Raw genomic sequence first — 12,980 nt, 5'->3', positions numbered from 1 at the left:
GGTGCTGCGATGAACTGCGATAAGGTCAGCTAATCCCCACCCGCGTCAAGCATATAACCCGCACCCGCGACGGTTCTGATCAGGGACGTGGCGAATCCCTCGTCGAGTTGGCGACGCAAGCGGTAGATGTGCTTGTCGATGACGTTATCGTTAGGGTCGAACGCGTAATCCCAGGCGCTTTCCAGCAGCATGTCACGGGTCACGACTTGGCCGGCGTGGCGCATGAGTTTTGCCAGAATAAGCGATTCCCGGTGCCGCAGAATCACCACCCGGTCCTGACGTGTTGCCGTGCGCGTGGCGCAATCGAGTTGCAGATCGCCGACGGTCACGAGTTGCGAACTCCCGGAGGGCTGATCAACCCTGCGTAGCAAAGCGTCAAGTCGGGCCAGAACTTCGACAAACGCATAAGGCTTGGTCAGGTAATCATCACAGCCAGCACGCAACCCTTCGACGCGGTGTTCAGTTGAGGCCATGGCACTGAGCATCAAAATCGGTGTGTGCACTCCGCTCTGACGCAACGTGCGCACCAACTCCAGGCCATCCATGCCCGGCAGACGTCGATCAACGATCAAGGCGTCATAGATGCCTTCCAGCGCCAGAGCCAATCCGCCGCGCCCTTCGTCACAGGCATCGGCCACATGCCCGCTCTCATTCAAACCACGCACCAGGTACGCAGCTGTACGGACGTCGTCCTCAATTACCAATATCCGCAAAGTGACCTCATCGGTATCTCAGGTAAACTTTTGTTCATGTTGGCGCGACCTTCCCGTTCACTGCACATTGGCACACTATGCCATTACTTGCGGGGTTCTACCCAGCCAAGCCGCCCATACATCGAGGACGACATCGATCCATGACCCACGTACTCATCGTCGAGGACGACCTGCCCACCGCCAACGAAATCAAGGCCGCGTTGCATGACCATGGCTTCGACGTAACCTGCGTCGACAATGGCCGCGACGGGTTAATGAACGCGTTCAGCGGCGACTTCGACATCATCGTGCTAGACCGTATGTTACCCGGCGCGGTTGATGGTCTGGGCATACTGACCGCCTTGCGTGCCGCAGGTATTGCCACGCCGGTCCTGATATTGAGCGCACTCAGCGCCCTGGATGAACGCGTTCGGGGCTTACGCGCTGGCGGCGATGACTACCTGACCAAACCTTTCGAGTTCATCGAACTGACAGCGCGCCTGGACGCCTTGATCCGCCGTCGGGTAGTGCCATCTGAGCAGTCTCGCGAAAGTCGCCTGAAGGTCGGCAATCTGGACGTTGATCTGCTCGCCCGCACCGTACGCCGTGGCGAGCGAACGATCGACCTGCTGCCGCGGGAATACGCATTGCTCGAACACTTGATGCGCCATGCCGGACAGGTCATAACCCGCACCATGTTGTTCGAAGCCGTGTGGAATTACAGCTACGACGAGCGTACCAATGTGATTGAAGTCCATATAGGACGTCTGCGCCGCAAAATCGATGGCGAAGGTGACGACCAAATGATTCACACCGTTCGTGGAGCCGGCTATGTTCTCCGTTCACCTGAGTGAAATCCCGCGCACGATCAGTTTTCGCACAGGCCTGATGTTCCTCGCTTTGTTCGGCTTTTCGTTCTTCGCCTTGTTCGGCTATATCTATTGGCAGACCGCGTTCTACCTCAAGACCGAAGCGGACACCGCGTTGCATCGCCAAGTGGAAAATCGCAGCCAGCAGACACCCGAGTTGCGCGAGCAGGAAATTCGCAAACACGACATCCAGGACGTAGACGGCCGACTCCCCCACTCGCTGTTCGATGGGCAAGGCAAGCTCATCGCCGGGCCCATCGAAACATTGCCCGCGTTCACTGCTTATGACCAACCCGAGGAGTTCCGCTGGGAAAAACCCAATGGCCGTATCCGCCCGATCCGCTTTATGGTGCATAAACTCGACGACGGCAAAACGCTGTTGGTCGCCCAAGACATGCACGATATCCACGAATTCGATGAGTTGCTGGTCAACGCATTGGTGTCTGGCGGCTGCCTGCTATTGGTCGTGGGGCTGATCGGCTCTATCGGGCTGGGGTACTCGGCCCGGCGCCGGCTTGACACCCTAAGCACGTCGATCAAGCAAATTGTCGAAGGCGACCTTAGCCGCCGCTTGCCGACCCGAGGCAACCGCGATGATATCGACCGGCTGGCTAACGTGGTTAACGGAATGCTCGACGAACTCGAACGCTTGATGAGCGAGGTCAAGGGTGTATGCGATGACATAGCCCACGACTTGCGCACCCCCCTGACGCGACTGATTGCAGGCCTGGAACGCGCGCAACGACGCGGCCTGCTGGAGGAGGATTACGCCTTGACGGTCGACTCTGCGCTGGATGAGGCTCGAGGACTGCTACTGACCTTCCGTGCGTTGTTACGGATCTCTGAAATCGAAGACAGCGCACGCCGCAGCAGCTTTGCCGAAGTCGATCTGAACCGCATCGGCGCCGACGCTGCCGAGTTCTTTGAACCGTTGGCCGAAGAACGTGGCATGACCCTGACGTTCGAGCCCGCCCCGGCACCTGCCCTTCTCGCTGGCGACGCGCAACTGCTGTTCGACGCGGCGTGTAATCTACTCGACAACGCCATCAAGTTTTCTCCGGACAACAGCCACATTCGCGTGTCCATCTCCGGCGCGGCCGACGGGCCGGGTTTGATCGTCAGCGACAACGGCCCCGGCATCCCGGAAGTCGAGCGCGAAGCGGTTTTTCGACGGTTGTATCGTTCGGAATCCAGTCGGCATACGCCGGGCAACGGATTGGGTCTGAGTATGGTGGCCGCCGTGGCCCGACTGCACGATATGGCCCTGGAAGTCCGAGACGCAGGGCCTGGCTGTGAGATTATCTTACGAAGTACCGGCCGAAAATAGGCGTGGTTCACAGAACCTTTTACCTGATCTCAACATCTTTTTGACAAAGACTCAGAGATAATTGCGAATGTCATAGAACAGTTGGATTCAGCTGTCGTCATAGAAAGTTCGCGACATGAAGGCTCTATTTCAGGCGTTTTGCGGCAATTGGCAGGATGAAGTGGCTATCCAGCGGAATTTTTTTGCCAAAAAACGTTAACTGCTGATCCTCACCTAATAGGCGCGAGTCTTTTAATGTCATAGAGTTACATCAGGCTTACGCCCCGCGACTAACAGCATCCCCCTCGAATTGAATTGTTTATTCGAGGCCTCCCTGACGTTGAACGACGTCAACGTCATGCGTAAAGGAACTAACAATGCGTGTACCTCACACAGCGCCCATGCGCTATTTATTTTTGTTGACCGGCACTTGGTTCGTCATTTTTCTCATCACGCGGGCCGTACTTCTCGCCACCCATTTAAATGAAGCTGGCCATGGTTACCTCTCCATTTTCGGGATTGGGGCCATCTACGACATCGCATTTCTGGTATACGCAGCGTTGCCGTTGGCCTTTTACCTACTGTTCTGCCCGCCCGCCCTGTGGCGCACCCGTGGCCATCGTTGGTTTTTGCAGGGTGTCATGACGGTCAGTATCTTTGTCATGCTGTTTGTCGCCGTGTCGGAATGGTTGTTCTGGGATGAGTTCGGCGTGCGCTTCAACTTTATCGCTGTGGACTATCTGGTTTACTCCAAGGAAGTTCTGAACAACATTCTTGAGTCCTATCCGATTGGCGCCTTGCTCGGGATTCTGGCCGTAGCGGCCATTGGGCTGAGCGCGCTACTGTACATACCGGTCAAATCCGCACTGATTGCACCTTTGCCTAAAGCACGTCAGCGGTTGCTGGGTTTTGCCGCGTTGTTGGTTGTCGCGGGTTTAAGCATGCAGTTCATTGACCAGGAAACCCCGCGGGGCGAAGGTGGCAACGCCTATCAGCACGAACTGGGGACCAATGGGCCGTTTCAGTTTTTCGCCGCTTTCCGCAATAACGAGCTGGATTACAAGCAGTTCTACGCCAGCCTGCCCAACGAAGAAGTTGCTCACCAGTTGCGCGCTGAACTGGCCGAACCCAATGCGTCGTTCATCGGCAAAGACCCACAGGATATTCGCCGTAACATCGCTAACCCCGGCAAGCCACGCACGCCGAACATTATCCTGGTCACCATCGAAAGCCTCAGTGCCAAGTACATGGGCAGTAACGGCGACCCTCATAACCTGACGCCGAACCTCGACGAACTGCGTAAGCACAGCCTGTACTTCAATAATTTTTACGCCACCGGTACCCGCACTGACCGCGGACTGGAAGCCATCACCCTGTCGATTCCACCGACGCCTGGCCGTTCCATCGTCAAGCGCATCGGCCATGAAAGTGGCTATGGCAGCTTGGGCCAACAGCTGAACGCAGTCGGGTACGACAGCGTGTTCATGTATGGTGGCCGTGGTTATTTCGACAACATGAATGCGTTTTTCAGCGGCAATGGTTACCGCATCGTTGACCAAAGCAGCATTAAAGAATCAGACATTCACTTCAAAAATGCGTGGGGTATTGCCGACGAAGACCTGTTTCAGCAATCGCTGAACGAGGCCGATGCAGTTTACGCCAAACACACGCCGTTTTTCTTGCAGTTGATGACCACCTCTAACCACCGTCCCTACACCTACCCCGCTGGACGCATCGACATTAAATCGGGGGATGGCCGTAATGGCTCAGTGAAATACACCGACTACGCCATCGGCAAGTTCCTCGACGACGCGCGGCAAAAGCCGTGGTTTAACGACACAATTTTCGTGTTCGTCGCCGACCATACTGCCGGTAGCGCTGGCCGAGAAGACTTGCCGATCACCAACTATCAAATTCCGCTGTTTATCTATGCACCCAACATCATCCAAGCCCGTGAGTCGTCGCAATTGGCGAGCCAGATCGACTTGGCGCCAACCCTGCTCGGCCTGCTGAACCAGAGTTATCAATCGACGTTCTTTGGCCGGAACTTGCTTCAGGACAACCCGCTGCCGCCCCGTGTGCTAGTCGGTAACTACCAGCATCTGGGTCTGTTCGACGGCACTAACCTTGCCATTCTCAGTCCACAAAAACTGCTGCGTCGTCATGACCAGGCCTTGGGTGAGAGCGTGGAATCACGGGTCAACGACACCGACCCGCTGATCATTCGTGCTATCAGCTATTACCAAGGCGCCAGTTACGACTACAAACAGCATTTAATCAACTGGGTACCGCGCACCGCCGCACCCTAGTTAAAAAGATTTGCGAAAGCCGACGTCAATTTAAACCATTGTCGTCGGCTTTTTTATGCGCTGTTTAAAACAATAAACCCCCAACCTTAGTTCGCGCCACGGGCGGTCTTCGCTAAATTTTCACATCTTTTTTACCACCCAGCTACGAGCCCCGCTTTAGTCTCGCTGCCTATAACGACAGGCACATAACTTCCTCGAAACGCTGATCAGGCGCTTTTTAGGTTGCAGTCATTGTGCGTCCAAAATATATCGTCTTGGAGTAATACGAAGGTGAAAACCACCGCTGATGTTGCAAAACGGTCATTGCCAGCACACGACGCGCACCGGTTTAAAAAGATTGTGGTGGGCGTAGTACTTGTTTGTTCTGTCGTATTGGCCATGGGATTCGTCTGGTGGCCCAAGTCGCTGACCGACTTGGGCAAACATGAAAACATGATCACCGCCGGCGTCTATGATCACTGGCAAGCGGGCGATGTAGTAGCCCTCGTGCGCCACGCCGAACGCTGTGATCGGTCGACCCACACCTGCCTCGGGTCTGCGGACGGTATCACCCAAGTGGGCAGCGACACAGCGGTAATAGTGGGCAAGGCGTTCAACAGACTAGGCATGAGCAACACCGACGTCATGAGCAGCCCGCTGCACCGCACCGCGCAAACTTCATTCGCCATGTTCGGCAAAGCCAGCCCCGATGAAGCGTGGTTGAGCAGCTGCGAACACGAAATGCTCGACAGCGTACTGAGCCATAAGGTGGCCCACCGCAACATGGTCTTGGTCACCCACAGTGGTTGCATGAGCGCGCTGGAAAAAGAGTTGGGTTTTGCCCACGCAAAGACCAGCGAATACAGCAGCACGTTACTGGTGTCCATTGGCGCTGACCGCCAACCGAAAGTACTTGGCTTTATCAACTACCAGGACTGGGCGTCCACCCTGGATAAAAAACCTTAAGCCTCCAATGATCGATACCGAGCACTACCTGATGCTAAACACCATGGTCAAACGTTGGACCTTGCCGTTGTTGTTTCTGGCCTTTGTCATTTTCTATCTATTGCCCTTGGCCACCCACGGCCTTTGGATGCCCGACGAAACCCGCTACGCGCAAATCAGCCAAGAGATGCTTTTAAGCGGAAACTGGGCCGCGCCCCACTTTATGGGACTGCGCTATTTCGAAAAGCCTGCGGTTGGCTATTGGATGATTGCCATTGGCCAAGCCGTGTTTGGTCATAACCTGTTCGGTGTGCGCATTGCGTCGGCACTCAGCCTTGGCCTCAGCGCGGTGTTGGCGTACCTGATCGCCCGACGCTTGTGGAACTCGCCACGCAAAAGCCTGACCTGCGCCGTGGTCTACCTGAGCTTTGGTCTGGTCGTCGGCCAGGCCGGTTACGCCAACCTCGATCCGCAGTTTACCCTGTGGGTCAATCTGAGCATCGTCGCGCTGTGGTACGCCATCGATAGTCCGACACGCCGCGCAAAAGTAACGTCATGGGCCGTATTGGGATTGGCCTGCGGCATGGGCTTTATGACCAAGGGCTTTTTAGCCCTGTTGCTGCCGGTATTAGTCGCCCTGCCCTACATGATCTGGCAACGGCGCTTCAATGAGTTGGTTCGCTATGGCTACATCGCAGTGCTGGTTGCCGCGCTGATTTCACTGCCGTGGGTATTGACTGTCCAGGTCCGTGAACCTGATTTTTGGCGATTCTTTTTCTGGCATGAACACATTCGCCGTTTCGCGGGCGACGACGCACAGCATGCTGAACCGTGGTGGTTTTATGGCCCGTTATTGATGGTGTCCAGTTTGCCGTGGGCCTTGCTGCTGCCGATCACATTCAAACAGGCCTGGCTCAACCGAAAACAAACCAAGACCGCGTTTTTGCTGATGTGGCTCTGCTTGCCGCTGGCGTTTCTCAGCCTAAGTAACGGCAAGCTCCCGACTTACATTCTGCCGTGTATGTTGCCGTTGGCCCTGCTGTTGGGTGACACACTGGTTAACCGCCTCGAACAGGCCAAAACCCTAGCGCTGCGCAGCAACTCGGCGCTCAATCTGATGCTGGGTATGCTGGCCTTGGTGGCATTGATTTACATGCAACTCAAACAGCCGATCTTTAACCACGAACCGCTGCACATGGCGTTGATGATTACTGCGCTGGCGGGTTGGATTCTGGCAAACGCACTGCTCGTCAGCCGACCTCAACTGTTTTATCTGGCCCCAGCAGTCGGCATGGGGCTGGCGGTGGCGCTGTTGCCGGCCGCCTTGCCGGACTCAATCGTGCAGAACAAGACACCTGAGCGGTTCATCGCCGAGCATTCCCAGGCACTTCGTCAAACTCAATCGTTGATGAGTAATGATCTGGGGGCTGCTTCAGCACTTGCCTGGCAAACAGCGCACCCTGATGTGACGCTGTACGACGCTGTGGGCGAAGCCCAATACGGTCTCTCCTACCCCGACGTCAAGAACCGGACCGTCGAGAAAGACAACGTACAGCAATGGTTGGCCCAAGCTCGCCGAGAAGGGTCAGTCGGCGTCGTGATGCGGGTTAAGAACGACGGTGATGCACGCGAACTGGAACTGCTGCCCAAGGATGCGACGCGCTATGAACAGGGCAGCGTGGTTATTCTGGTGTACGCGCAAAACGGAGCCGATCACATCACCATGAAATAATACGCGCGCTTGCCCACGACAACCTTCTTCAGGATTTTCAAGGGGGCGGCCGGGTCGTCTTGACGCTCCATTACCGCAACGTTGTTTGGCGATTCACGGAGAAATACATTGAGCTCCTCCTCGGTTTGCAAGGCCACCAACACGCTCTGGGTGTAGAACACGCTCGCCCCTGCCAGGCGCTCGCTCGGGGTGAACAGCACCACCCGCCGACCGCTATCCTGCAAAGTGCGTATTTGCTCAGTCAACGGCGTAAAGGATTCGGTGCGGTCTTCCCTCGGGATCACCCAGATCGCTACCGCCAGGTAACTAACCACCATCAAACCTAACACGCCGAGTATCCCGGTACGTTGATGACGGACGAGCCTTTGCGCCCATGACGACGTGGCCGATCGTTGACGTAAACGCTCCAGTAACACCGCCGAATACTCGGCTGCAATCACTGCGGCAGCCGGAGTTAGAGACATGAGATAAACCATGCGTTTGCTGGATGCGAGCGTCAGCAGGGTCAACTGCGCCAACAGCCACAAACTGAAGAAAAGCATGTACGGACTGGCGCGCATCTTTTTGCAGAAGTGCCAAAGGCCGACATACACCAGAATATTCCACGGCAGAAACGACTGCGGCAGTTTGCCGAGATAGTAATAAAACGGCTCAAAATGTCCGGCTTCGGAGAACCCACCACTGAAGCGCCCGACGCTGTTGGCCCATAACACTTCTTTGATCGCGGACGAACCGCCGCTCTGGTAGAGAAACCCCAGCCACACTGCCAACGGCAGCAAGGCAACCAAGGTCACTGCCGCTGGCCATACCCAGTCGGCAAACACGAAGCGTTTTTCGATCAGGCTTTCTGCAACCAGAAAAGCAAAAATGACAGCCCCCGGCAACGCCAGGCCCAACACACCCTTACTCAAGGTGGCGATGGCGATGCCCACAGCGAACAACAACCACAGCCCGAGCGAACGACGACGCTGCGCCGCCCATTCGCGGTTGGCCAGAAAAAACGCCAGTAACGCCAAGGTTACGCCCAGCGACAGCAACGAATCCTCCCCGACTTGACGCGCATTGCCCCAGTAACTGCCCATGGTCGCCAGCAACACCGACGCGCCAGCTGCGATCATGACCGGACGCCCTAACTTACGTAGCGCCCCATACAACGCCAACATGCTCAACAGGCCGGCCACTGCCGACGCCAACCTCACCGCCCACGTATTCGCACCGAATAACTTGATGGCGCCCGCGTCCAGCCACAGGCTCAAAGGCGGTTTTTCCAGGAACGGCTGGCCATTCAACCTGGGCGTTACCCAGTCATTATAGAGGTGCATCTCCATGGCGATCCCCGCCACACGAGGCTCGGTAGACCCTTGCAATTGATGGTTTCCCAACGCGACGAAGAACAGCAGACAACCAAGCACGAACAACAGGAAGACGGGACGAGTGGACATAAGCGTGTGTGACTCACAGGGGTGATGAGCAACTGAAGGAGTTCAGCAATCTTGAGTAGGCGGTGGGATCAAGGCGACATGGTCGACTCCACCAAGCAGCCCTTGGCCATCCATGGGCATACCCGGCTCCATTCATAGCGGGCAGCCGCACTTGTGCTCAAGCTGTAATAAGCCAGCTTTAGCTGAGTAGGGGTAAAGTCGAGTTTGGTAAAGCCTGCCTGGGATTTGGCGAAACTGACCGGCAAATGTTTCGTATTAAGGGGGTAGAGCTTTTGCCCCCCGCCACCGGAAATAACCCAGGCGGGCTCACCTTCGTTGAGGATCAGTTGCTGATTGTGATCGTGCCCGGACACATACAGGTCCACGTTTAGACGCTTCAATACCGGCAGTAGCTCTGTCACCATTAGTGAGTTTTCATTGTGCTCGCCAGCGTTTCGCACCGGATGATGGGCCGCGACCACGCGCCAGATCGGTTCGGGACCGGGTTGCAGAAACGCTTGTTCAAGTATCTTGATCTGCGCCGGCAATTCGCTGGCGGGCACAGACGTGTCGATAAACACCATGCGCACCACAGGCCGACCGTCATCATTGCCGAAATCACGCGTGTAGGTGTGATCAGGCATTTGCCAGCGGCCAGAACCTTTGTGCTGGCGGCTGTATTCGATCTCGACCTGCTGCGAGTCGGGGTAATCATGGTTACCCAACACGGCGTAGAAAGGTACGTGGCTTAGCCAGCGGCCCCAATAAACACTTTCAAATTTCGTCCGCCAGCTCAAGTCGGAAGTGCCAGTCAGCGGCTTGCCGTAAAAGTTGTCGCCCAACAGCACCACCATGTCGAGCCGGCCATCTTTTTCCGCGACGTTCTCCATGGCATAGGCCACCGCCCATTGCTGAAAGTTACCACTGCCCTGGTCACCCATCGCAATGAGTGAAACCTGAGTCGGGCTTAGTCCCGTTATGGGCGTGTACGGTGTCGGCGGCAAGACGATAAAACCCATCACGGCCAACGTCGCTAGACAAACGACGACCCAGGCTGCCAGGGCCCATCTTCGACTGCGACGGCGTCCGACAGCGGGCGCTTTTTGGAGTGATGCAGTGCTAGGCATGTCTAGAGGTTATCCGATATCGCACAGTAGAAACTTATCGCATGATACGTATTGCGAGATGGCTATTCACCCCACAAATAACACGCGCACGTGCAGATCATTCAGTGATTTGGGTGCGTATGGATGCCTAGCCTATGGCCACCCGCGTGAAAAAGAGGTGAAGCCGCTTTGAACGCCAATCGATCAGTTAGCGTCATGAAGCCGCAGCTGTCCCTGCTCGTCAACGCGGGCGGCGATCGTTTGATAATCGTTGATCGACCCATGAGCCATTTCCATCGGGTGAAGGTGAGTCGCGGTCACCACCATAACCTGCGCACCTGAGGCTTGGCCCGCTTGAATGCCGATGGGTGCATCTTCAAAGACCAGGCAGGCAGCGGGATTAACACCCAGTTGCTGTGCCGCCAGCAGGTAGCAATCTGGATTGGGTTTTCCGTCACTGACATCTTCGGAGGTCACAAATACCGAAGGCAGAGGAACGCCCGCCGCTTGCAGACGCCGAATCGCTAGTTCTTTAGGTGCCGAAGTGACAATGGCCCATTTGTTGGCTGGTAGAGATTGTAAGAACGCCGCGGCGCCCGGGACTTCGACAATACCGTCAAGATCGATAATTTCCGCCTCAGTGATGGCTGACGCCTCGACTTCAGGGTTAACCCCGTGCAGCCCTAGTCGGGTAATGGTGTCGATGGCACGCGCGCCGTGAATAGTGGGCAGGAACGTCGCGACATCAAGGCCGTGGGCGATTGCCCATGCGCCCCAGATACGTTCCGCGGCGGCGATGGAGTTGATCAGCGTTCCATCCATGTCGAACAGAAAAGCGCTGTATGGGGCGTTAAACGCCGATGAGCGAGCAGCCAACGTTGAGTTCCTTTTCGGCAGGCGTGGTCCCGAGGTGGGGTCGGACCAATAGACCCCAGACCCGGGGATTTGTCTAGGACTGGCCGTTACTGGCACTTTGATAGTCAACCACGACATTCGGTCGCTGCATAACGTCTAATAAGCGTTTTCTATGGCCTATACAGCCCTTTTTACCTTGCCCAATTGGCAACTCTCTACGATTCTGTAGAGGCAGCAGGGCGATTCGTGGTCGCCCCCTAGCCCACCACAGGAGAGGCCCGAATGAAGACCGTCGCACAACTGCTCAACGCAAAAGGCGAAACCAACCAGCAGGTACATACTATCGCCCCGGACCAAACGGTGTTGGCTGCGCTGGGAGTCATGGCAGAGAAAAACGTCGGTGCACTGCCGGTGGTCAAGGATGGCAAAGTGATCGGCATCATCAGTGAGCGTGACTATGCACGCAAGGTGGCGCTCAAAGGACGGTCGTCTGCCGACACGCCGGTCAGCACCATCATGAGCGAGCGCATCATCACCGTGAGCCCCAGTGAAAGCGTCGAGGCGTGTATGGGCATCATGACCGACAGCCGCCTACGCCATTTACCGGTGGTCAAAGACGGGCAACTGGTGGGGTTGTTGTCGATTGGTGACCTGGTCAAAGAAGCGATTGCCGAGCAGGCTGATTTGATTCAGCAGTTGGAGCAATACATCCGCGGCGAGTAATTTACTTCATGCCTTTGATGGCCAGGCCCTGAAACAGGGCCTAGCGGTTCATGACTTAATAGCCCAGTGAAAGACCGGTATTGCGACGCGGGTCGTTCGCACCGTAGAAACGATTATTGCCCACCGGCTTGCCACCTAGGGACGGCGCCCCCACTAAAATGGCTGCAACATGGTTGGACGGTTGCGCGCCTGCAAACTTCTGCCCCCAGCCTTCGAGAATTTTCCGTGTGTCAGGGCTAATAGCGAACGGCTCCAGATTGGTCTCTTCAGGCAACCATTGCTGATGGAAGCGTGGTGCATCAACCGCTTCCTGGATGTTCATGCCGTAGTCGATGACGTTCAGCATCGTTTCCAAAGTTGCGGTAATAATCCGGCTGCCGCCGGGGGTCCCGACCACCATGACGGTTTTGCCGTCTTTTGTAACAATCGTCGGGCTCATGGAGGACAGCGGTGTTTTACCCGGAGCAATTGCGTTGGCCTCACCTTGCACCAGGCCGTACATATTGGGAACGCCGACCTTGGAGGTGAAGTCATCCATTTCGTCGTTGAGGATCACCCCGGTATTGCTCGCCATCACCCCAGCGCCAAACCAGTCGTTCAGTGTGTAAGTCACCGATACCGCATTGCCCCATTTGTCGACGATGGAATAATGCGTAGTGTTGTTGCCTTCATGCGGTGCCACTCCGGGCTTGATGTCACGGGAAACACCGGCTTTTTGTGGATCGATGGCAGCCCGCAGCTTCGCTGCATAGTCTTTGTTGAGTAACTGCTCGACCGGGTTTTTAACGAAATCCGGGTCACCCAAATAGCTGTTGCGGTCGACATAGGCGTGGCGCATGGCTTCGATCTGGTATTGCATGCCCTGCGCTGAACGGAAGCCCAATGCCTGCATTGGATAGCCTTCCAGGATGTTCATGATTTCGCAAATAACCACGCCACCCGAGCTCTGCGGCGGCGCTGAAACCACATGGTAGCCACGGTAATCACACTCAATCGGCGCAAGTTCACGGGTCTGGTATTTATCCAGGTCAGCTTGGGTAATC

The 12,980-nt window shown here is 56.1% G+C and carries 11 protein-coding genes; 6 read left to right on the top strand and 5 right to left on the bottom strand.

Annotated features, from left to right (window positions below):
* Nucleotides 1-29: 29 nt before the first annotated feature.
* Nucleotides 30-713: a response regulator transcription factor gene (locus tag M0974_RS26290; protein WP_297844001.1), complete on the bottom strand. Its 684-nt coding sequence runs from the start codon at nucleotides 711-713 to the stop codon at nucleotides 30-32.
* Nucleotides 714-853: 140 nt separating this feature from the next.
* Here M0974_RS26290 and M0974_RS26285 point away from each other — a divergent pair, with 140 nt between their 5' ends.
* The 5 genes from M0974_RS26285 to arnT all read left to right on the top strand — a co-directional run bounded on the left by M0974_RS26285 (nucleotide 854) and on the right by arnT (nucleotide 7,832).
* A complete protein-coding gene (locus M0974_RS26285) occupies nucleotides 854-1,546 on the top strand; it encodes a response regulator transcription factor (protein WP_297843998.1) in 693 nt (230 codons plus the stop codon).
* Nucleotides 1,524-2,888, top strand: coding sequence for an ATP-binding protein (locus tag M0974_RS26280; protein WP_297843996.1), 1,365 nt, complete (start codon nucleotides 1,524-1,526; stop codon nucleotides 2,886-2,888). The genes M0974_RS26285 and M0974_RS26280 overlap by 23 nt, the downstream gene beginning before the upstream one ends.
* Before the next feature lie 356 nt (nucleotides 2,889-3,244).
* A complete protein-coding gene (locus M0974_RS26275; protein WP_297843993.1) occupies nucleotides 3,245-5,176 on the top strand; it encodes an LTA synthase family protein in 1,932 nt (643 codons plus the stop codon).
* 378 nt (nucleotides 5,177-5,554) lie between these two features.
* Complete coding sequence (locus M0974_RS26270) at nucleotides 5,555-6,121, top strand: histidine phosphatase family protein (protein WP_297843990.1); 567 nt, start codon at nucleotides 5,555-5,557, stop codon at nucleotides 6,119-6,121.
* Between the two features lie 43 nt (nucleotides 6,122-6,164).
* Nucleotides 6,165-7,832, top strand: a complete 1,668-nt coding sequence (gene arnT, locus M0974_RS26265) for a lipid IV(A) 4-amino-4-deoxy-L-arabinosyltransferase (RefSeq protein WP_297844005.1) — start codon at nucleotides 6,165-6,167, stop codon at nucleotides 7,830-7,832.
* On the opposite strand, the gene M0974_RS26260 is transcribed toward arnT, so the two are convergent.
* The 3 genes from M0974_RS26260 to M0974_RS26250 form a co-directional block, all read right to left on the bottom strand.
* Nucleotides 7,814-9,274, bottom strand: a complete 1,461-nt coding sequence (locus M0974_RS26260; RefSeq protein WP_297843988.1) for a glycosyltransferase family 39 protein — start codon at nucleotides 9,272-9,274, stop codon at nucleotides 7,814-7,816. The genes arnT and M0974_RS26260 overlap by 19 nt on opposite strands.
* A gap of 68 nt (nucleotides 9,275-9,342) precedes the next feature.
* The gene (locus M0974_RS26255; protein WP_297843985.1) at nucleotides 9,343-10,380 is read right to left on the bottom strand and encodes a metallophosphoesterase; all 1,038 of its coding nucleotides are present in this window, start codon (nucleotides 10,378-10,380) and stop codon (nucleotides 9,343-9,345) included.
* A gap of 183 nt (nucleotides 10,381-10,563) precedes the next feature.
* A complete protein-coding gene (locus tag M0974_RS26250) occupies nucleotides 10,564-11,235 on the bottom strand; it encodes an HAD family hydrolase (RefSeq protein WP_297843982.1) in 672 nt (223 codons plus the stop codon).
* A gap of 261 nt (nucleotides 11,236-11,496) precedes the next feature.
* Here M0974_RS26250 and M0974_RS26245 point away from each other — a divergent pair, with 261 nt between their 5' ends.
* The gene (locus tag M0974_RS26245; RefSeq protein ID WP_297843979.1) at nucleotides 11,497-11,937 is read left to right on the top strand and encodes a CBS domain-containing protein; all 441 of its coding nucleotides are present in this window, start codon (nucleotides 11,497-11,499) and stop codon (nucleotides 11,935-11,937) included.
* Nucleotides 11,938-11,992: 55 nt separating this feature from the next.
* Here M0974_RS26245 and M0974_RS26240 read toward each other — a convergent pair.
* The coding region (locus M0974_RS26240; RefSeq protein ID WP_297843976.1) for a gamma-glutamyltransferase family protein at nucleotides 11,993-12,980 on the bottom strand (988 nt) is incomplete at its 5' end.

The organism is Pseudomonas sp. (genome assembly GCF_026224925.1).
Lineage (GTDB): Bacteria > Pseudomonadota > Gammaproteobacteria > Pseudomonadales > Pseudomonadaceae > Aquipseudomonas.
This window is presented reverse-complemented; position numbering and strand designations above follow the sequence as displayed.

What these genes read in the sequence shown, in the direction of transcription:
- M0974_RS26275 (WP_297843993.1), top strand. Translation starts at nt 3,245, where the DNA reads ATGCGTGTACCTCACACAGCGCCCATGCGCTATTTATTTTTGTTGACC.
- M0974_RS26260 (WP_297843988.1), bottom strand. Translation starts at nt 9,274, where the DNA reads ATGTCCACTCGTCCCGTCTTCCTGTTGTTCGTGCTTGGTTGTCTGCTG.
- M0974_RS26245 (WP_297843979.1), top strand. Translation starts at nt 11,497, where the DNA reads ATGAAGACCGTCGCACAACTGCTCAACGCAAAAGGCGAAACCAACCAG.
- M0974_RS26285 (WP_297843998.1), top strand. Translation starts at nt 854, where the DNA reads ATGACCCACGTACTCATCGTCGAGGACGACCTGCCCACCGCCAACGAA.
- M0974_RS26270 (WP_297843990.1), top strand. Translation starts at nt 5,555, where the DNA reads ATGGGATTCGTCTGGTGGCCCAAGTCGCTGACCGACTTGGGCAAACAT.
- M0974_RS26280 (WP_297843996.1), top strand. Translation starts at nt 1,524, where the DNA reads ATGTTCTCCGTTCACCTGAGTGAAATCCCGCGCACGATCAGTTTTCGC.
- arnT (WP_297844005.1), top strand. Translation starts at nt 6,165, where the DNA reads ATGGTCAAACGTTGGACCTTGCCGTTGTTGTTTCTGGCCTTTGTCATT.
- M0974_RS26255 (WP_297843985.1), bottom strand. Translation starts at nt 10,380, where the DNA reads ATGCCTAGCACTGCATCACTCCAAAAAGCGCCCGCTGTCGGACGCCGT.